Origin of the sequence: Halorhodospira neutriphila, from assembly GCF_016584055.1 — a bacterium.
GTDB lineage: Bacteria > Pseudomonadota > Gammaproteobacteria > Nitrococcales > Halorhodospiraceae > Halorhodospira > Halorhodospira neutriphila.
Genome location: NZ_NRSH01000004.1, coordinates 1 through 18630, shown reverse-complemented (window position 1 = coordinate 18630; position 18630 = coordinate 1). Strand labels below are relative to the sequence as shown.

Annotated in this window: 16 protein-coding genes; 10 read left to right on the top strand and 6 right to left on the bottom strand. The window is 73.0% G+C overall.

Annotated features, from left to right (window positions below; translation table 11 throughout):
• Window positions 1-31 precede the first annotated feature (31 nt).
• Entirely contained in the window at window positions 32-778 is a 747-nt protein-coding gene (locus CKO13_RS00835) for a DUF481 domain-containing protein (protein ID WP_200255879.1), read from the top strand.
• Window positions 779-818: 40 nt separating this feature from the next.
• Here CKO13_RS00835 and CKO13_RS00830 read toward each other — a convergent pair whose 3' ends face one another.
• On the bottom strand, window positions 819-1913 hold the full coding sequence (locus tag CKO13_RS00830) for a DUF2066 domain-containing protein (protein ID WP_200255877.1): 1095 nt from the start codon (window positions 1911-1913) through the stop codon (window positions 819-821).
• A 157-nt stretch (window positions 1914-2070) separates the two neighbouring features.
• Here CKO13_RS00830 and purM point away from each other — a divergent pair, with 157 nt between their 5' ends.
• The 5 genes from purM (at window position 2071) to CKO13_RS00800 (ending at window position 10051) form a co-directional block, all read left to right on the top strand.
• Window positions 2071-3111, top strand: coding sequence for a phosphoribosylformylglycinamidine cyclo-ligase (gene purM / locus CKO13_RS00825; RefSeq protein WP_200255875.1), 1041 nt, complete (start codon window positions 2071-2073; stop codon window positions 3109-3111).
• Window positions 3108-3776 (top strand): phosphoribosylglycinamide formyltransferase, encoded by a 669-nt coding sequence (gene purN, locus CKO13_RS00820; protein WP_200255873.1) that lies wholly within the window; start codon window positions 3108-3110, stop codon window positions 3774-3776. The genes purM and purN overlap by 4 nt, the downstream gene beginning before the upstream one ends.
• 24 nt (window positions 3777-3800) lie before the next feature.
• A complete protein-coding gene (locus tag CKO13_RS00815; protein ID WP_200255871.1) occupies window positions 3801-4568 on the top strand; it encodes a DUF3108 domain-containing protein in 768 nt (255 codons plus the stop codon).
• Window positions 4569-4644: 76 nt separating this feature from the next.
• Complete coding sequence (locus tag CKO13_RS00810) at window positions 4645-5565, top strand: diguanylate cyclase domain-containing protein (protein WP_200255869.1); 921 nt, start codon at window positions 4645-4647, stop codon at window positions 5563-5565.
• Between the two features lie 97 nt (window positions 5566-5662).
• Complete coding sequence (locus tag CKO13_RS00800) at window positions 5663-10051, top strand: response regulator (protein ID WP_242467821.1); 4389 nt, start codon at window positions 5663-5665, stop codon at window positions 10049-10051.
• A gap of 9 nt (window positions 10052-10060) precedes the next feature.
• Here the strand turns inward: CKO13_RS00800 and dcd are convergent, their stop codons facing one another.
• The 5 genes from dcd to CKO13_RS00775 are packed head-to-tail and all read right to left on the bottom strand — an operon-like array spanning window position 10061 to window position 14417.
• Window positions 10061-10627, bottom strand: coding sequence for a dCTP deaminase (gene dcd, locus CKO13_RS00795; protein WP_200255867.1), 567 nt, complete (start codon window positions 10625-10627; stop codon window positions 10061-10063).
• A 13-nt stretch (window positions 10628-10640) separates the two neighbouring features.
• Window positions 10641-11438, bottom strand: coding sequence for a prolipoprotein diacylglyceryl transferase (lgt, locus tag CKO13_RS00790; RefSeq protein WP_200255865.1), 798 nt, complete (start codon window positions 11436-11438; stop codon window positions 10641-10643).
• Window positions 11432-12349 carry a carboxylating nicotinate-nucleotide diphosphorylase gene (gene nadC / locus CKO13_RS00785; protein ID WP_200255863.1) on the bottom strand — a complete coding sequence of 306 codons (918 nt, stop codon included), beginning with the start codon at window positions 12347-12349 and terminating at the stop codon, window positions 11432-11434. The genes lgt and nadC overlap by 7 nt, the downstream gene beginning before the upstream one ends.
• Window positions 12350-12358: 9 nt before the next feature.
• Window positions 12359-13702, bottom strand: a complete 1344-nt coding sequence (gene argA, locus CKO13_RS00780) for an amino-acid N-acetyltransferase (RefSeq protein ID WP_200255854.1) — start codon at window positions 13700-13702, stop codon at window positions 12359-12361.
• Window positions 13703-13715: 13 nt separating this feature from the next.
• Window positions 13716-14417: a TIGR04211 family SH3 domain-containing protein gene (locus CKO13_RS00775; protein WP_200255853.1), complete on the bottom strand. Its 702-nt coding sequence runs from the start codon at window positions 14415-14417 to the stop codon at window positions 13716-13718.
• A 126-nt stretch (window positions 14418-14543) separates the two neighbouring features.
• Here CKO13_RS00775 and CKO13_RS00770 point away from each other — a divergent pair, with 126 nt between their 5' ends.
• The 4 genes from CKO13_RS00770 to CKO13_RS00755 all read left to right on the top strand — a co-directional run bounded on the left by CKO13_RS00770 (window position 14544) and on the right by CKO13_RS00755 (window position 18443).
• Window positions 14544-15752 (top strand): class I SAM-dependent rRNA methyltransferase, encoded by a 1209-nt coding sequence (locus CKO13_RS00770; protein ID WP_200255851.1) that lies wholly within the window; start codon window positions 14544-14546, stop codon window positions 15750-15752.
• 44 nt (window positions 15753-15796) lie between these two features.
• Complete coding sequence (gene thyA, locus CKO13_RS00765) at window positions 15797-16681, top strand: thymidylate synthase (RefSeq protein WP_200255849.1); 885 nt, start codon at window positions 15797-15799, stop codon at window positions 16679-16681.
• Window positions 16678-17166 (top strand): dihydrofolate reductase, encoded by a 489-nt coding sequence (locus tag CKO13_RS00760; RefSeq protein ID WP_200255847.1) that lies wholly within the window; start codon window positions 16678-16680, stop codon window positions 17164-17166. Before thyA ends, CKO13_RS00760 begins: the two co-directional genes overlap by 4 nt.
• A gap of 128 nt (window positions 17167-17294) precedes the next feature.
• Window positions 17295-18443, top strand: coding sequence for a porin (locus tag CKO13_RS00755; RefSeq protein ID WP_200255845.1), 1149 nt, complete (start codon window positions 17295-17297; stop codon window positions 18441-18443).
• Window positions 18444-18630: the final 187 nt, after the last annotated feature.

The window sequence follows — 18630 nt, the reverse complement described above, 5'->3', positions numbered from 1 at the left end:
ACGAGCCAACCGACCGCGAGGGAGGTCCCGCATGATCGAGCGCCTCTACCCCGCCGCTGCGGCGGCCGCCGCGGTAGCCCTCACCCCCCTGGCCGCCGCCCAGCAGGAGCAGCCCCGGGAGGGGGGGGCCTACACGGAGGCCTCGGCGAGCCTGGGGGTCGCCGTCAACAGCGGCAACACCGACTCCGAGCGCTACAACGCCAACGCGGAGTACCTGGAGCGCAGCGACGGCTACCGCTACGTCCTCGGCCTCGAGATCCACCGCGGCGAGTCCGACGGCGAGCAGGACGTCAACAACTCCCGGCTCTCCGGCAGCTACGACTGGTTCTTCGACGGCGCCTGGTACGCCAACTCCAGCGCCTCGTGGCTCCAGGACCGCGAGCGCGACATCCGCGGGCGCTACGTGATCGGCGCCGGCGCCGGCTACCAGTTCTTCGACAACGAGCGCCTGCGCCTGTCCACCGAGGCGGGGCCCAGCTACATCAGCGAGGAGCCGACCGGCGGCGGCGAGCGCAGCGAGGACGCCGCGCTCCGCTGGGCGCTCGACTACCGCCAGAACCTCGCCGACAGCACGGTGCGCCTCTTCCACCGCCACGAGATCGTGGTCGCGGCCAGCGACGCCCAGGACTGGTTCGCCACCACGCGCACGGGGCTGCGCCTGCCCGTGCAGGGCGGGCTCAGCGCCAGCCTCGAGCTCAGCTACGACTACGACAACCAGACCACGGAGGCGTACCACTACGACGCGGCGACCCTGGCCAACCTCGCCTACACCTGGTAGGCCTTGCCCCGCCGGGCCGGCGCGCCGGCCCGGCGGGCGGCTAGCCGCGCCAGCGGTAGGCCCGCGCCTGGCGGCCCTCGCCGCCCTGCGCCTCGGCGGGCGGCGGCTCCAGCTCGAGCCGCTGCAAGGCGTTGAGGCCGCCGAGGACCCGCTCGCGGCTGCGGCCCAGCTCCAGGCGCAGCTCCGCGCGCCGCCCCGAGGCCCGCAGCACGCCGGCCCCCTCGACGCCGCGGACCCCCTCGAGCTCGCGGACGAGCTCGACGTAGTCGGTCGCCGCCTCGAGCCCCCGCACCTCGATCCGCAGGTACTCCCCCGAGTGCGCCCCCGGGACCACCGCGTAGCGGCGGACCAGCGCCCGGCCGACCTCGTCGAGCCCGCGGCGCATCACCGCCTCGAGCTCCCCCGGCCCGCTCCGGTAGGCGTGCCCCTCCTCGCCGAGGAGCAGGTGCCAGCGGCCCCGCCACCGCCCGTCCCCGTCCCGGCGCAGGGCCAGGGCGAGCACGGTGCTGGGGTCGTAGCGGGCCGAGGCCTCGCGCACCACCTCGTCGAAGCCGCCCCAGATGTCGATGAAGCCCAGCGCCCGGCGGTCCTGGAGGTCGAGCAGCGGCAGGCTCAGGGGCAGCGCCCGCGCCTCGGCGAGCCGCTGGAAGCCCTCGTAGACGCGATCCCCGGTGTCGTCGGCGCCCACGAGCCGGCGCTCGCCGCCGCGCTCGACGGCGAGCCAGGCCAGCACCGGCGGGCGATAGCTCCCCCAGACGGGGACTTGGCGCTCGCCCAGGGCCTGGCGCAGCGCGGCGTCGTCGAAGCGCAGCTCGATGCGCAGCCCCTGCCCCTCGTCGCCGCGCTGGTAGCGGTACCCCGCCAGGTAGCGCTCCGGGCGCTCGAGCAGCGCCGCGGCGGGGCTGTCGCCGAGATCTTCGTAGGCGCCGGTCATCCGGCCCAGGACGCGCTCCAGGCCCTGCCCCGCCGCGCGCTCGCGGGCCGCCGCGGAGCGGCCCTCCACCGCGACCGTCGCCGTGTAGACCGCCTCCCGGTCCACCGCCCCCGCCGCCGGCGCCGCGAGGGCGAGGCCAAGGCCGAGGAGGAGGAGCCAGAGCGAGAGCCGGGGGCGCCAGGGGCGAGCGAGATCCATCATGCGATCCGGGGCTATCAAACGAGATTGGGCAGTCCGCGCGTAAAGGCTCTAAAATAGCACGCTCTCCCGGCGCTCGGGCGCTGCCGCCGCCGACCTCGACGGCCGCCGGGGGCAGTGCCCGCCTACGACGCGGTCCAACGACTATAGAGGCCCAGACGTGGACGATCAAAACCCCCTGACCTACCGCGCCGCCGGCGTCGATATCGACGCCGGCGGCGAGCTCGTCGAGCGCATCCGCCCGGCGGTGGAGTCGACGCGCCGGCCGGAGGTGCTCGGCGGCATCGGCGGCTTCGGCGGCCTGATCGAGCTGCCCGCCGGCTACCGCCGGCCGGTGCTCGTCGCCGGCACCGACGGCGTCGGCACGAAGCTGCGCCTGGCCCTCGAGACCGGGCGCCACGAGGGGATCGGCACCGACCTGGTGGCCATGTGCGCCAACGACGTGGCCGTCCAGGGCGCCGAGCCGCTGCTCTTCCTCGACTACTACGCCACCGGCGCCCTCGACGTCGACACCGCCGCGGCGGTGGTCCGCGGCGTCGCCGCCGGCTGCCGGGAGGCGGGGGCCGCCCTGCTCGGCGGCGAGACCGCGGAGATGCCCGGCCTCTACGCCGGAAACGACTACGACGTGGCCGGCTTCTGCGTCGGCGTCGTCGAGCGCGACGCCCTCATCGAGGGGACGAGCGTCACCCCGGGCGACGCCCTCATCGCCCTGCCTGCCTCGGGGCCCCACGCCAACGGCTACTCCCTGATCCGCAAGGTCCTCGAGCAGCGCCCCGGGGCGCTGGCCGAGGAGCTCGACGGCGAGCCGCTGGCCGAGCACCTGCTGCGCCCGACACGCATCTACGCCGGCCTCGCCCTGGCGCTGGCCGCCGAGCTCCCCGTCAAGGCCTACGCCCACATCACCGGCGGCGGGCTGCCGGAGAACCTCCCGCGGATCCTGCCGGCGGGGTGCGCGGCCGAGCTCGAGGGCTGGGAGCAGCCGAGCGTCTTCGGCTGGCTCGCCCGGGCCGGCGGCATCGAGCCCGCCGAGATGCTGCGCACCTTCAACTGCGGCGTCGGCTTCGTCGCCTGCGTCGGCGCCGAGCACGCCGAGCGCGCCCTCGCCTACCTCCACGCCCAGGGCGAGCCGGCCTGGCGCCTCGGCGAGGTGGTCGCCGCCGCCGAGGGCCCGCGGCTGCGCATCGACGGGGAGGCGCTGTGAGCGGCGAGGCCCGCATCGGCGTCCTGCTCTCGGGCAGCGGCAGCAACCTCCAGGCCCTGCTCGACGCCGCCGCGGCGGGCCGGCTGCCGGCGCGCTTCGCCACGGTCATCAGCAACCGCGCCGACGCCTACGGGCTCCAGCGCGCCGAGGCCGCCGGCGTCCCCACCCGGGTCATCGACCACCGCGGCTTCGCCGAGCGCGAGCGCTTCGACGCCGCCGTCGCCGACGCCCTCGCCGAGGCCGGCGCCGAGATCGTCGTCCTCGCCGGCTTCATGCGGGTACTCACCCCCGGCTTCGTCGAGCGCTTCAGCGGCCGGCTGCTCAACATCCACCCGTCGCTGCTGCCCGACTTCCGCGGCCTGCACACCCACGAGCGGGCGCTCGCCGCCGGTGTCGAGCGCCACGGCTGCACCGTGCACTTCGTCACCCCGGCGCTCGACGCCGGCCCGGCCATCATCCAGGGGGTCGTCCCCGTGGGCAGCGGCGACACCGCCGAGACGCTCGCCGAGCGGGTCCAGCGCCAGGAGCACCGGGTCTACCCCCTCGCCGTGGCCTGGCTCGCCAGCGGCCGGCTGGCGCTCACCGCGGACGGCCCCCGGCTCGACGGCCGCCCCCTGGACGAGCCGGTACGCATCGGCCCCGACGACCCCATCGAGGGGCTGTAGTAGGCCCCGAGGAGCGCAGCGCCCGTGAAGACCGTCCCCTTCCCCCTCCCCCGGCGGCTCGCCGCCGCGGCCCTGCTGCTCGCCGGCCTGCTCGGCGCCGGCGCGGCCGCCGCCGCGGACGAGCGCATCCCGGCCTTCGAGGCGGAGTACGTCGTCAAGTACGGGCGCATGCCCATCGGCGAGGGCACGCTGTCGCTGAGCTACCCCGAGGACGGCCGCTACCGCTACCGGCTCTACGTCACCCCCCGCGGGATCGCGCGGCTGCTCATCGGCATCGACCTCACCGAAGTCAGCGCCGGGCGCATCGGGCCCGACGGCACCCTGGCGCCCGAGCGCTACGTCCACCGCCGCGAGGGGCGCAGCGAGCGCCGCGAGACGGTGCGCTTCGAGCGCCGGGACAGCGGCGACGGCGAGGCGCTCCGGCTGCGCCTGCCCGGTGGCGAGGTGAAGGCCGTCGCCGCCGATACCGTCGACCGCCTCCTGCCGCAGCTGCTGATGATGCGCGATCTCGAGGCCTCGGGGCGGGAGGCGTTCACCTACCGGGTCGTCGACGAGGACGGCGAGCTCTCGGACTACACCCTGCGCCGGCAGGGCCGAGAGCGCATCTCGGTGAAGGCCGGCGAGTTCCGCGCCGAGCGCATCCGGCGCATCCGCGGCCAGGGCAGCTCCCGGGAGACCCGCGCCTGGGTCGACCCGCGCCGGCACAACCTGCCGCTGCGGATCGAGCACACCACCGACGGCCGGACCTTCGTCATGGAGCTCGAGGCGGTCCGCGGCCCGATCACCGAGTAGCCAGCCCGCATGCCATGGATCAGCCTTCCATGGCATGCTGATTCGCGAATCCCCCTGGAAGCCACGCCGGGCCCTTATGAGTACCCCCCGATCCGCCGACAGGCCGACCGTCCTGATCGTCGACGACGAGCCCACCAACATCCAGGCCCTGGCCTACCTGATCAAGGACGACTACCACGTCCAGGTCGCCACCAGCGGGGCCAAGGCCCTGGCGATCGCTGCCGGGGAGCCGCAGCCGGATCTTGTCCTCCTCGATGTGGTGATGCCCGAGCCGGACGGCCACGAGGTCTGCCGCCGCCTCAAGGCCGACCCCCAGACGCAGCGCATCCCGGTGATCTTCGTCACCGGGCGCGACAGCGCAGCGGACGAGGAGCACGGCCTCAAGCTCGGGGCGATGGACTATATCACCAAGCCCTTCGCCCCGGCTGTCGTCCGAGCGCGGGTGCAGAACCACGTGGACCTCAAGCGCAAGACCGACGAGCTGGAGCAGCTCTCCCAGCGCGACGGGCTCACCGACCTGCCCAACCGACGGGTGCTCGACCGCAAGCTCGAGGAGGAGTGGAGCCGCGCCCGGCGCGGCGGCACGCCGCTCTCCCTCGTCATGATGGATGTCGATTACTTCAAGCCGTACAACGATCACTACGGCCACGGTGCCGGCGACGAGTGCCTCCGCCGCGTCGCGCGCGCCCTGGCCGGGGTGCCCAACCGCCCCATGGACCTGGTGGCCCGGTACGGCGGCGAGGAGTTCGCCGCCCTGCTGCCGTATACCCATGAGCCGGGCGCCAGCGAGATGGGCGAGCGCTTCCGGGCCGCCGTGGCCGACCTGGGCCTGCCGCACGAGCACGCCGCCGCCGCCTTCGTCACCTTGAGCGTCGGCGTCGCCACCCGGACCCCGGAGCCCGGCACAGCGGGGCCCGAGCGGCTACAGGAGGCAGCGGATCGCGCGCTCTACGCCGCCAAGGCGGGAGGCCGCAACCGGGTCCACACGGCAGGGTGACTACGGATCGAGCAGGCTCAGCACGCCCGCCCGGGGAACCTCCCGAGGACGACGCCTCCACCATGCGGATCGGCCACCGAGTCCAGCGAATCAGCCTATGCCCTTCCCCAAGCTCCGCTCCGTAGCGACCGAGACGGTCACCACGCTGCCCGCGACGGCGACGATCCACGAGGCGATCCAGGCCGTGAAGGCCCACGACACCCGCGACGTGGTCGTCGTCGGCCAGGACGCTGCAGGGGGCACCGAGGGGGCCTATCCGGTCGGCATCCTGACCCAGAAGGACCTCATCAGCCTGCTGAGCGATGGCGCCGACCTGAGCCGGCCGGTCGCGGCGTACATGGCCCAGCCGGTCCAGGCCCTTGATGAGCAGGTGAGTATCGCCGAGGCGCTGCGCCTCTGCCGCGCGCGGGGCATCGATCGCGTCATCGCCGTCGACGGCTCCGGTCAGGTCACCGGCCTCATCAGCCAGAGGGAGCTAGCCAACCTCTACGACACCCCGTGGTACAGCCTGCGCCCGGAGGAGCAGAACCGCCGCCAGGCCCTGGCCTTCCTCGACGGTGGCCCCGTGGTGGTCTTCCTCTGGCGGCCCGAGCCGGGCTGGCCGGTGCACTACGCCTCCCCCAACGTCGAGCAGGTGCTCGGCTATTCGGCGCAGGAGCTCACGGCGCCGGGCTTCCGCTTCGCCGAGCTGCTCCACCCGGACGAGGCCGATGCCATCGGCAGCCACACCGACGTCACCGAGCGGCGCCGGCTGTTCGCGGAGCTGGAGGCGCAGGAGCGCAAGTTCCGCACGCTCTTCGAGCTCTACCCCGACGCCACGCTGCTGATCGATCCGGCGAGCGGCCTGCCCGTCCACTTCAACCGCAAGGCCCATGAGCAGCTCGGCTACACCGCCGAGGAGTTCGCCCGGCTGCGCATCAGCGACTACGAGGCCCTGGAGGCACCTGAGGAGGTCGGTGAGCACATCCGGGTCATCCGCGAGCACGGGCAGGAGGACTTCGAGACGCAGCATCGCTGCAAGGACGGCAGCGTCATCGATATCCGGGTCTCGGTGATCCCGCTCCCTCTCGAGGGGAGGACGCTGCTCTTGGCGGTCTTCCGGGACACCACCGAGCAGAAGCGAGCCCTGAGGGACCTCGCCCGTAGCGAGAAACGCTTCATGGACGTCTCCCTAGCAGCCGGGGAGTACATCTGGGAGATCGACGCCGAGGGCCGCTACAGCTTCGTGACCTCCCCGATGGAGGACCTCCTGGGGATCTCCGTGGACGAGATCATCGGCCGCTCGCCTTTCGACTTCATGCCCGAGGCGGAGGCGGAGCGTGTCCGCGATCTCCTCAGTGGGTGGGCTGCAATCAAGAGCTCCTGGCAGGGCCTCGAGCACACCTCGGTACGCGCCGATGGGCGCCTGGTCTATCAGCGCGTCAGCGGCCTGCCCATCCTCGACGAGGATGGCGAGCTGCTCGGCTTCCGCGGCACCGGGCGGGACATCACGGCGGAGAAGCAGGCGGAAGAGGCCCAGAAGGCGCTGACGGAGCGCCTGCACCTGGCGACCTCGGCGGCCGGGCTGGGGATCTGGGACTACGACCTGGCCACCGGCCGGCTCGAGTGGGACGAGGGCATGTTCCAGCTCTACGGGGTCTCCCCCGAGCAGTTCCAGGGCACATTCCAGGACTGGCTCGACACCCTGCTGCCCGAGTCCCGCGAGAGAGCGGTCACCGCCTTCGAGTCCGCCGTGGCGCACAGCGGCACGTTCGAGGTCACCATCTCCATCCAGCGCCCCAGCGACGGGGCAGTCCGCATCCTCCACGGGCAGGCCCAGATCATCCGGGACGAGGCCGGCGATGCCTTCCGGGTCGTCGGGGTCAACCGCGATATCACCGAGCAGGAGCAGAACCAGCGGCAATTGGCCGCGGAAGAGGCGAAGTTCCGAGGGCTTTTCGAGCAGACCAGCAGCGGGGTCGCGATGTACCGGCCGATCGACGGCGGCGAGGACTTCGAGTTCATCGATTACAACCCGGCGGCTGCGCACATGGACCAGACTGAGCGTGGCGCGGTCATCGGCCGCCGAGTCACGGAGTGCTTTCCCGGCATCCGCGAGATGGGGTTGCTCCAGGCCCTCCAGCGGGTGGCCCGGAGCGGCGAGCCGGAGCGGCTCCCCATTCTGCAGTACCAGGATCAGCGCATCGCCGGCTGGCGCGAGAACCGGGTCTTTCGGCTCTCCTCCGGCGAGGTCGTCGCTGTCTACGACGATCTCACCGAGATCAAGCAGGCCCAGGAGGATTCCGAGCTGGCCCGCGAGCAAGCCGAGCGGGCCAGCCGCGCCAAGAGCGAGTTCCTGGCCAACATGAGCCACGAGATCCGCACCCCGATGAACGCCGTGATCGGCCTGAGCCAGCTGCTGCTCGATACGCCCCTGGATGACAAGCAGCGCGACTACCTGGGCAAGATCCACAGCTCGTCGCGGATGCTGCTCGGCATCATCAACGACATCCTCGACTTCTCCAAGATCGAGTCCGGCGAGCTGGAGCTGGAGGAGCGGAGCTTCGACCTCAGCGAGATCGTCGACCACCTCGCCACGCTCTTCGAGGAGACCGCCCACCAGAAGGAGCTGGAGATCGTCTACGACATCCAGCCCAGCCTGCCACGGGCCCTCGTAGGGGACTCACTGCGGATCACCCAGATCCTGAGCAACCTGCTCAGCAATGCCATCAAGTTCACGCCCCGGGGCGGCACCATCGAGCTGGGCATACGCGCGGCCGACGGCTCGAGCCGCGACGCCGTGACCCTCGGCTTCCGCGTCCGGGATACCGGGATCGGGATGAGCGAGGCGCAGATCGCCCGGATCTTCAAGGCGTTCACCCAGGCGGACACCTCGACGACCCGGCAGTACGGCGGGACCGGCCTGGGGCTGGTGATCAGCCGCCGGCTGGTCGAGAAGATGGGCGGCGAGCTGCAGGTGGACTCCCAGCCCGACCAAGGCAGCACCTTCGCCTTCACCCTGAGCCTGGCCGTTGACCAGGAGGCGCCTCCCCTCTGCGGACGCCCGCCTACCCAGGGCTACCGCGCGCTGATCGTGGACGACCACGAGAGCGCCCGCCAGGTGATGCGTGAGCTGCTGACCCACTGGCAGTTCGAGACGCACGAGGCCGCGAGCGGCGAGGCCGCCGTCGATCAGGTACTGGCCATGGAGAGGCGCGGCACCCCGTTCGACTTCATCCTGATGGACTGGTGGATGCCCGGCGGGATGGACGGCAGGCAGACCTGTGAGGAGCTCGAGAGGCGCCGGCAGAACGGCGAGCTGGCGCAGACCCGCCCCCCGATCCTGATGGTGAGCGCCTACGACCGCAGCGAGCTGGCAATCCCCGAGGGGCTAACCCAGGACTTCCTGTCCAAGCCGATCACGGCCTCCGTCCTCTACCAGGCCCTGCTGCGGGCCGAGCAGGGCGACGCGGCCCTTCGCCCGAGGGCCACCGCGGGGACCAGCGCGCCGAATCTCGCCGCCCACCGGATCCTGCTCGTCGAGGACAACCAGACCAACCAGGAGGTCGCCTCGCTGCTGCTGGAGCGCGCCGGCGCGCAGGTCCGTGTGGCGGAGAACGGCGTGGAGGCCCTCGAGGCCGTCCGCGCGGAGGCGCCCGACCTGATCCTCATGGACCTGCAGATGCCGGTCATGGACGGCTTCGAGGCGTCGCGCCAGCTCATCGAGACCGGCTACACCAGCCCGATCCTCGCCCTGTCGGCGGCGGTCATGGAGGAGGACCGGCAGCGGGCCCAGGCCGCCGGGATGCGCGAGCTGATCAAGAAGCCCATCGACCGGGACCAGCTCTACGCTACCCTGCTCGCCTACCTGACGCCCGCCGCCCCTGCGGAGGCGCCTCGGGAGGCGGAGGCCGACGCCGCCCCTACGGGGCTCCTCCCCGCCGATCTCCCCGGTTTCGACCTCGACCAGGGACGCCGGCTCTTCGGCGGTGACGAGGCGGCCTACCTCCGCCTGCTGCGCAGCTTCAGGGGCCAGCTCCAGCAGAGCTACGCGCCGCTCATCGAGCACCTGCGCGCCGGCGACAGGGCGAGCGCCGAGCGGGTCGCCCACACGCTCAAGGGCGCCGCCGGCAACGTGGCCGCCCAGGAGCTCGCCCGCCTGGCCGAGCAGATCGAGAAGGCCCTCAAGCGCGGCGAGGAGGTGGACGAGGCGGCGATCAACACCCTCGAGCAACGCCTCGAGGAGACCGAGCAGACCTTGGGGGCGCTGACCGGCGACGGCGAGAGGAGCGGCACCGCCGGCTCCGCGGCCGCCCTGGAGCAGCTCCGGAGCAACCTGGCCAGTAGCGAGTGGGTCGAGGAGGCGACCCTGCAGGCCGCGGTGGCCTACCTCCGCAGCCAGGGGACCGCGTGCGGTGAGCTCGAGGCCCTGGTAGGGCGCCTGGCGTTCGACGAGGCCCTGCAGGAGCTGGAGCGCCTCGAGCAGGCAGCGGGCCTGCAGCGCTAAGCGGCCCTGTCAGGAGCGCGGCAGCGTCACCCCGGCCTGGCCCATGTACTTGCCGCCGCGGTCGGCGTAGGAGGTCGCGCAGGCCTCGTCCGACTCGAAGAAGAGCATCTGCGCCACCCCCTCGTAGGCGTAGATCTTCGCCGGCAGCGGGGTGGTGTTGGAGAACTCCAGGGTGACGTGCCCCTCCCACTCCGGCTCGAGCGGGGTGACGTTGACGATGATCCCGCAGCGGGCGTAGGTGGACTTGCCCACGCAGATGGTGAGCACGTTGCGCGGGATGCGCAGGTACTCGTGGGTGTAGGCCAGGGCGAAGGAGTTGGGCGGGATGATGCACACGTCCGCCTGGACGTCGAAGAAGCTGTTGGCGTCGAAGTTCTTGGGGTCGACCACCGCCGAGTTGATGTTGGTGAAGAGCTTGAACTCGTTGGCGCAGCGCACGTCGTAGCCGTAGCTCGAGGTGCCGTAGGAGATCACCCGCTGCCCCTCGGCCTCGCGGACCTGCTCCGGCGCGAAGGGCTCGATCATGCGGTGCTCCTCGGCCATGCGCCGGATCCAGCGGTCGGGCTTGATCGTCATTGCGGGGGCTCCATCAGGCGGATCGGGATTGCGGGGGCCGCCGGTACGCCCACCAGAGCAGCGCTGCCCCGAGGGCGATCATCGGCAGCGACAGGAGCTGCCCCATGGTGACCCAGCCGAGGGCGAGGAAGCCGAGGTGCGCATCCGGCATCCGGAAGAACTCGACGAGGAAGCGGGCGGCGCCGTAGCCGGCGAGGAAGAGGCCGGTGACCGCCCCCGCCGCGCGGGGCCGCGCCGAGAACCACCACACCACGGCGAACAGCGCCACGCCCTCGAGGGCGAGCTCGTAGAGCTGCGAGGGGTGGCGCGGGACCGGCCCGAGGGGCGGGTAGACCATCGCCCAGGGGACGTCGCTCGGCCGCCCCCAGAGCTCGCCGTTGATGAAGTTGCCCAGCCGCCCGGCGCCGAGGCCGATGGGCACCAGCGGGGCGGCGAAGTCGGACAGGCGCAGCAGCCCGACCCCGAGGCGGCGGGCGTAGAGCACGAGCGCCACGGCCACGCCGATCAGCCCGCCGTGGAAGGACATCCCCGGCTCCCAGAGGCGCAGCAGCGCCAGCGGGTCCGCCGTCCAGCCGCCGAAGTTGTAGAAGAGGTGGTAGCCGAGCTTGCCGCCGAGGATCACGCCGAGGGCGCTGAAGAAGACCAGGTCGTCGACCTGCCGGGCGTCCAGGGGGCTGTCCGGCCGGCGCGCCCGCCACCGCCCCAGCCCCCAGGCGGCGAGGAAGCCGACGACGTACATCAGCCCGTACCAGTGGATGGCCACCGGCCCGAGCTCGACGGCGATGGGGTTGATCTGCGGATAGGTCAGCATGGCGGCTCACCGTAGCCGCCGCGGCGCGCCGCTTCAAGCGCCGCGCCGCGGGGCTCGAGGGTCAGCCCCATGGAGAGGTCGACGGCGCGCACGTGCTTGGTCACGGCGCCGACGGAGATCCGGTCGATACCGGTGGCGGCGAGCCGGCGGACCCCTTCGAGCTCGACGCTGCCCGAGGCCTCCAGGGCGGCCCGCCCGGCGGCCTGCGCCACCGCCGTGCGGACCTGCTCGAGGTCGAAGTTGTCGAGCAGCACGGTATCCGCCCCGGCGGCGATGGCGGCCTCGAGCTGCTCGAGGCTCTCGACCTCCACGATCACCGGCGCCCCGGCGGCCCGCAGCCGCGCCAGCTCCACGGCCGGGGTGATCCCGCCGCAGGCGCTGATGTGGTTCTCCTTGATCAGGTAGGCGTCGTAGAGGCCGTGGCGGTGATTCACGCCGCCGGCGCAGCGCACGGCGTACTTCTGCGCCGCGCGCAGGCCGGGGATCGTCTTGCGGGTGTCGAGGACCTGCACGCCGGTCCCGGCGACGGCGTCGACGTAGCCGCGCACCGCGCTCGCCGTCCCCGAGAGGAGCTGGAGGAAGTTCAGCGCGGTGCGCTCGCCGGTGAGCAGCGCCCGCGCCGGGCCGCGCAGCCGGCAGAGGACGCTGCCGGCGCCGGCGCGGTCGCCCTCGGCGCAGGCCCAGCGGATCCCGACGCGGCGGTCGACCTGGCGGAAGACCTCCTCGAGCCACGGCCCGCCGCACACGACCGCCTCCTCGCGGAGCGTCACGGCGGCCTCGGCCTCGCGGGTGGCGGAGACCAGCGCCGCGGTCAGGTCGCCGCCGCCGACGTCCTCGGCCAGGGCGCGGGCGACGTCGGCCTCGATCGTCTCGCGCGGCGGGAGGGGGATGCTTACGGGCTCTGCCTGCATAGGGCGATCCTATCCGATTCGCTTGACCAGCACCTTCGAGCCCCGGGTGGCGTCGTAGAGCGCCCGGCGCTCCGCCGGCAGGGCCGGCGAGCCGGCCGGCTCGAAGCCGCGCTCGCGGAACCAGTGCTCGGCCCGGGTGGTGAGCACGAACAGCCGCTCGAGCCCCTGGCGCCGCGCCCGGCGCTCGAGCCGGTCCACGAGCGCCGCGGCCCGGCCGGCGTTCTGGTAGTCGGGATCGACGGCCAGGCAGGCGATCTCGCCGGCCCCCTCCCCGGGCCAGGGCAGCAGCGCCGCGGTGGCGATGACGGCGCCGTCGCGCTCGGCGACGCTGAAGTAGCCGATCTCCTCCTCGAGCAGCTCCTGGGAGCGGTGGACCAGGGCGCCGCTCGCCTCCAGGGGGCGGATGAGGGCGAGGATGCCGGGGATGTCGTCGATCTCGGCGGTGCGCAGGCTCTCGAAGGGCTCCGGGGCCACCAGGGTGCCGACGCCGTCGCGGGTGAAGAGCTCCAGCAGCAGGGCGCCGTCCTGGCCGCGGTCGAGCAGGTGGACGCGGCGCACGCCGGCGGTGCAGGCGGCGCAGGCGTTGCGCAGCAGCCGCCGCTCGGCGGCGTCGAGGGCGCCGCCGGCCGGCGCCTCGAGCCGCTGCCGGGCCTCGCGCGGGGTCAGCTCGCGCACGGGCCGGCCGTCGGTGCCGTGCAGCGGGGCCGAGCCGCTGAGGTAGATGAGCTTGTCGGCGTCGAGGGCCTCGGCGACGGCGCGGGCCACCGCCTCGGCGGCGAGGTTGAAGGTCTCGCCGGTGGGCGAGTAGCCCAGCGGCGAGACCAGGGCGATGTCGCCGCCGTCGAGGCGGTGGCGCAGCGCCGCGACGTCGACGCGCCGGACCTCGCCGGTGTAGAGGTGGTCGACCCCGCCGCGCACCCCGACGGGCCGGGCGGTGATGACGTTGCCGGAGACGACGCGCAGGCGCAGCCCGGCCATGGGCGAGGCGGCCACGCCGGTGGACAGGCGTGCCTCGAGCTCGGTGCGCACCTCGCCGACGGCCTCCTTGACGCACTCCAGGGCCGCGGCGTCGGTCAGGCGCAGGCCCTCGCCCCCCTCGGCGTAGCGCGGCGCCAGGCCGCGCTCGGCGAGGCGCGCCTCCACCTGGGCCCGGGCCCCGGGGACGAGCACCAGCCCCACGCCGAGGCTGGCGAGCACGGCGATATCGCGGACGAGCCCCTCGACGGCCGGGGGCCGGAGCGCCTCGCCGGGGAAGGCGACGACGAAGGTCCGGCCGCGGTGGGCGTTGATGTACGGGGCGGCGTGGCGGAACCAGTCGACGAACTGCCCGGTGCCGAGCTCGGTCAGGCGCATCGCGGCCGCGGTGCTAGAGGTCGCCGCCGAGGCCCCGGCGCCGGGGCCGCAGCCGCGGCAGGATCAGGCCGAGGAGCAGGCCGCCGACGAGCACACCCGCGCCGGCGAGGAACCAGTCCCGGCGGTCGCTGCTCTGCAGCCGGCGGTTGCGCTCCTTGAGCGCCTCCCGGCGCTCGATGAGCTTCGAGACCCGCTCCTTGAGCTCCTCGTTGGCCTCGACGAGCTCGTAGCCCCGCTGCGCCTTCTCGAGCTCGCCCTCGAGGGTGGCGATGCGCTCCTCGGCGGCGGCGAGCTCCTCCTGGAGGCCCGCCTTGTCGGACTCGGCGGCGGCGAGCTGCGACTCCAGCTCCTCGATCTCGCTGCGGGCGGCGGCGAGCTCCTGCTCGACGTCGCCGATGCGCAGCCGCGCCGGGCGCTGATCCATGAGAAAGCGCTCCTGGACCCAGCCGGTCTGCCCGTCCGCGCGGACGTAGGCCCACTGCTCCAGGGTCTGCTCGCTGTAGTCGGCGCCCTCGGGCGGCGGCAGGGTCTCGACGCGGGTACCGGTGGGGAGGACGCGGTAGATCTTGTACTGGCTGCCGGGCCCGCGGCGGAAGGTGATGTGGAGCTCGTCGCTGACGTAGCGCTCCGCGGCGGCGACGGGGCCGGCGGGCGCCAGCGCGGCGACGGCGATCAGCAGGGCGAGAAGGGCGGTGAAGGCTTGCGGCTTGGCCAACGGACTGGACTCCACGCGAGTGGCTTCCAGCGCATTCTAACAGCGGATGCGCCGGGAGCGCCCTCCCGGATTGCGCGCCGCCCCCGCGGGCCGCAGAATAGGCGCCCCACCGAGGAGCCCCGACTGATGCAGCAACGTCCGAGCCTACGCCTCAAGCCCGGCGAGGAGCGCCGCCTGCGCGCCGGGCACCTGTGGGTCTTCAGCAACGAGGTCGACACGGCGAGCACGCCGCTGCGCGCCTTCGCCCCCGGCGAGCAGGCCGTGCTCCTCGACGCCCGCGGCAAGGCCCTGGGCAGCGTCTACGTCAACCCCAACTCGTTGATCTGCGCCCGGCTGGTCAGCCGCGATCCGCAGGTGGCCCTGGACCGCTCGACGCTCACCCACCGCCTGCAGATCGCTGCGGCCCTGCGCGAGCGCCTCTTCCCCGAGCCGTGGTACCGGCTGATCCACGGCGAGGCCGACGGCCTGCCCGGCCTGGTGATCGACCGCTTCGGCGAGACCTGCGTCGTGCAGCCGAACACCGCCGGCATGGAGCACCAGGTCGAGGCGGTGGCGGCGGCGCTGGAGCGGGTCGTCGGCCCCCGGCACATCCTGGTGCGCGCCGACAGCCCGGTCCGCGAGCGCGAGGGGCTCGAGCCGTGGACGGGGTGGCTCGGCGGCGAGGGCCCCGAGGCGCTGGAGGTCCGCGAGGGGGGCCTGGCCTACGAGGTCCCCGCCCGGGACGGGCAGAAGACCGGCTGGTACTTCGACCAGCGCGCCAACCGCGCCCGGCTGGCCGCCTACGCCGCCGGGCAGCGCGTCCTCGACGCCTACAGCTACGCCGGCGGCTTCGCCGTCGCCGCGGCCGCCGCCGGGGCGCAGGAGGTGGTGGCCGTGGAGCGCTCCGCGGCGGCGTGCGACCGCATCGCCGCCAACGCCGAGCGCAACGGCGTCGGCGACCGGGTGGCCGTCGTCGAGGCGGACGCCGGCGAGTACCTCGCCGCCGCCCGCCTCGAGGGCGAGCGCTTCGACGTCGCGGTGCTCGACCCGCCGGCGTTCATCAAGCGCCGGCGCGACCGCAAGGCCGGCGAGCGCGGCTACCGCAGCGTCAACGAGGCCGCCCTGCGGCTGCTCGGGCGCGACGGCGTGCTGCTGAGCTGCTCCTGCTCGGCCCACCTCGCCGAGGAGCGGCTCGCCGGGATCCTTCTCGCCGCCGGGCGCCACCTCGACCGCTCGGTGCGCATCCTCGAGCGCGGCGGCGCGCCGCCGGACCACCCGGTCCACCCGGCGATCCCCGAGACCGACTACCTCAAGGCGCTCCTCGTGCGCTCGGTCATCGCCTCGAGCCTGCCGTAGGCCGCATACCCTTCAGGGAGGCCACGACGATTGGAGGGCTCGAGATGCGAGCTTACCTAGATCTATTCCAGCAAATCCTGGAGAGGGGCGCTGACAAGGGGGATCGCACGGGCACTGGCACCCTGAGCCTCTTCGGGGCGCAGGTCCGCTCCGACCTTAAGGAGGGGTTCCCCCTTCTCACCACCCGGAAGGTCAACTATCGGGCAGCCTTCGAGGAGATGCTCTGGTTCTTGCGCGGCGAGACCAACATCAACACCCTCCCGGCCAAGATCTGGGACAGCTGGGCCGATGCGACGGGGAGTCTGGGCCCGATCTACGGGGCCCAGTGGAGAGGTCAGAGCCCCAATCAGCCCATCGACCAGATTGCCCAGGTCATGGAGGGCCTACGGACCCACCCCGACAGCCGGCGGCATGTGGTCTCCGCCTGGATCCCCGCGGACCTGCCCGAGGAGGACCGCCTGCCGCACGAGAACGCCCGCGAGGGCCGCATGGCGCTGGCGCCCTGCCATACCCTCATGCAGCTCTATACGCGGCCATTGAGCCAGGAAGAGCGCCTATCGCTGATGCCCGGCCGGGACTCCGGAGGCTCTGCGCCCGAGCGTGGGCTCTCTCTTCAGCTGTACCAGCGCTCGGCAGACATGCCTGTGGGAGGCGCAGCCTTCAACTGCCCTCAGTACGCCATGCTGACCCACCTCATCGCGTTTCAGCTGGGCATGGTAGCCGATGAGTTTATCCACACCATCGGGGACGCCCACATCTACAAGAACCAGATCGAGGGCGTGAAGGAGCAGCTAGCCCGGGAGCCGCGCCCCCTCCCCCATCTCAGGATTACTGCCAGGCGTGAGCGGATCGAGGATTACACCGCGGAGGATCTCGAGGTGAGCGACTATAACCCTCACCCGGCCATCAAGTTCCCGATCGCGGTATGAGCGAGATCGTCCTCGTCGCCATCATGGGCCGCAACCGGGTCATCGGCGCCGACGGCGAGCAGCCGTGGCACTTCCGCTGCGACCTCGAGCGCTTCAAGGCCCTGACCCGCGGCCACCCCGTGCTCATGGGCCGGCGCACCTTCGCGGCCATCGGCCGCCCCCTGCCCGGGCGGACCAACATCGTCCTCTCCCGCGACCCCCGCCTCGCCCTGGAGGGCGCCGAGGTGGCCGCGGGCCTCGAGCCGGCCCTCGAGCGGGCCGCCGCCGCCCCCGGCGGCGAGCGGATCATGGTCATCGGCGGCGGCGACCTCTACCACCAGTGCCTCGGCCGGGCGCAGCGCATCGAGCTCACCGTCGTCGACGACGCCCCCGAGGGCGACACCCGCTTCCCCGCCCTCGACGGCCGCTGGCAGGAGACCGCCCGCGAGGAGGCCGCGGAGGGCGGCTTCCGGCTCTCCTTCCGGACGTACCGCCGGGCCGGCTGAGGCGCCACGCGGTTTAGGGGATTCCCGGGCCGGAGCTATCATGGGGCGCCGGCGCCACTCCGGGCGCGCCTGGCGACAGGCGCTACGCCCCTCGGCCGGGAGCCCCAACCCAAGAGGAGGAGCATCGCATGAGAAGAGTGCTGACCATCGCCACGGCCACCGCCCTGGCCGCCCCCGCGGCGGCCCTCGCCGAGGACAGCGGCGACGAGGGCCCGGAGCTCTACGGCTGGGTCAACGTCGCGCTGAACAGCGTCGACTACGACAACAGCGGCAACTACCGAGACAAGGAGGGAGACCTGTCCGAGAAAGGCGCCTACGGCGCCTCCAACGGCGGCGACCTCACCCTGACCAACAACACCTCGGCCATCGGCATCCGCGGCGCCGAGCAGCTCGACCCCGGCCTCAAGGCCGTCTACCAGTGGGAGGCCGGCGTCTACTGGAACCAGCACGACGAGGACCGCGGCCTGACCAACCTCCAGCGCGACAGCTTCATCGGCCTCGAGGGGCGCTACGGCCGGCTCGTCGCCGGGCGGCTGCCGCTGAGCAACCAGCACGCCCAGAAGAGCAACCTCTTCAAGCACCAGCTCGGCACCGTCGCCGAGTTCATGGCCTTCGGCGGCGCCGGCCTGGTGGACGGCAAGCCGACGCTAATCCCGAGCCGCATCAGCAACGCCCTGCGCTACTCGGTGCCGCTGACCGAGACCCTTCGGGCCAGCCTCACCTACAGCCCCAGTGGCAACGACGACAGCGACCAGACCGGCGAGGACCGCGAGGAGGACGGCGTCGGCGGCCAGCTCCTCTACAAGGGCGGCCCCTACACCGCGCGGCTGACGGTCTTCGAGGACCAGCTCATCGACGCCGACGAGCCGCTCGTCGCCGTCAACGGCAGCTGGGACTACGGCGCCGGCAAGCTCGTCGGCGAGCACGCCCAGGTCGACGACACCACCGCCACCACCCTCGGCGCCACCTACCGCCTGCCGAGCGGCGACCTGAAGGCGCAGGCGGTGGCCACCAGCGACTACGGCAACGGCACGGACATCGACGACCCGTCCATGTACGTCGTCGGCTACGACCACTTCCTCGCCGAGCGGACCAAGCTCTACGCCGTCGCCGCCGTCGGCCAGGACGGCGCCACCCTCACCGGCTACGGCTACGACTCCTCGGAGGGGGCAGGGAAAAAGGACGACACGCTCGGCGAGTACCGCCCCCGCACCGCGGACGGGGTTGACCAGGAGGACAGCACCGGCCTCGCCCTCGGCATCCGGCACGTCTTCTAGCCGCCGCTGCCGGCTCCGCCGGCGGAGGCGGAGCCGCCCGGCGGCCTGCCGACCGAAAAGGCGCCTGCGGGCGCCTTTTTTTGCGCCCGCCTACTCGTAGTGGACGCCGGGCCTGGGAGCGCAGCCGCTGGGCGGACGGGGAGGCCGCGGTGGCGATGCCCTCCGGCCGGGCGGGCAACGCCTACAC

Excerpts from the sequence above, each read along its gene's own strand:
- argA (WP_200255854.1), bottom strand. The coding sequence starts at position 13,702 with ATGCGCCTGACCGAGCTCGGCACCGGGCAGTTCGTCGACTGGTTCCGC.
- dcd (WP_200255867.1), bottom strand. The coding sequence starts at position 10,627 with ATGACGATCAAGCCCGACCGCTGGATCCGGCGCATGGCCGAGGAGCAC.
- CKO13_RS00830 (WP_200255877.1), bottom strand. The coding sequence starts at position 1,913 with ATGATGGATCTCGCTCGCCCCTGGCGCCCCCGGCTCTCGCTCTGGCTC.
- nadC (WP_200255863.1), bottom strand. The coding sequence starts at position 12,349 with ATGCAGGCAGAGCCCGTAAGCATCCCCCTCCCGCCGCGCGAGACGATC.
- CKO13_RS00770 (WP_200255851.1), top strand. The coding sequence starts at position 14,544 with ATGCAGCAACGTCCGAGCCTACGCCTCAAGCCCGGCGAGGAGCGCCGC.
- CKO13_RS00800 (WP_242467821.1), top strand. The coding sequence starts at position 5,663 with ATGCCCTTCCCCAAGCTCCGCTCCGTAGCGACCGAGACGGTCACCACG.
- thyA (WP_200255849.1), top strand. The coding sequence starts at position 15,797 with ATGCGAGCTTACCTAGATCTATTCCAGCAAATCCTGGAGAGGGGCGCT.
- CKO13_RS00835 (WP_200255879.1), top strand. The coding sequence starts at position 32 with ATGATCGAGCGCCTCTACCCCGCCGCTGCGGCGGCCGCCGCGGTAGCC.
- CKO13_RS00810 (WP_200255869.1), top strand. The coding sequence starts at position 4,645 with ATGAGTACCCCCCGATCCGCCGACAGGCCGACCGTCCTGATCGTCGAC.
- lgt (WP_200255865.1), bottom strand. The coding sequence starts at position 11,438 with ATGCTGACCTATCCGCAGATCAACCCCATCGCCGTCGAGCTCGGGCCG.
- CKO13_RS00755 (WP_200255845.1), top strand. The coding sequence starts at position 17,295 with ATGAGAAGAGTGCTGACCATCGCCACGGCCACCGCCCTGGCCGCCCCC.
- CKO13_RS00760 (WP_200255847.1), top strand. The coding sequence starts at position 16,678 with ATGAGCGAGATCGTCCTCGTCGCCATCATGGGCCGCAACCGGGTCATC.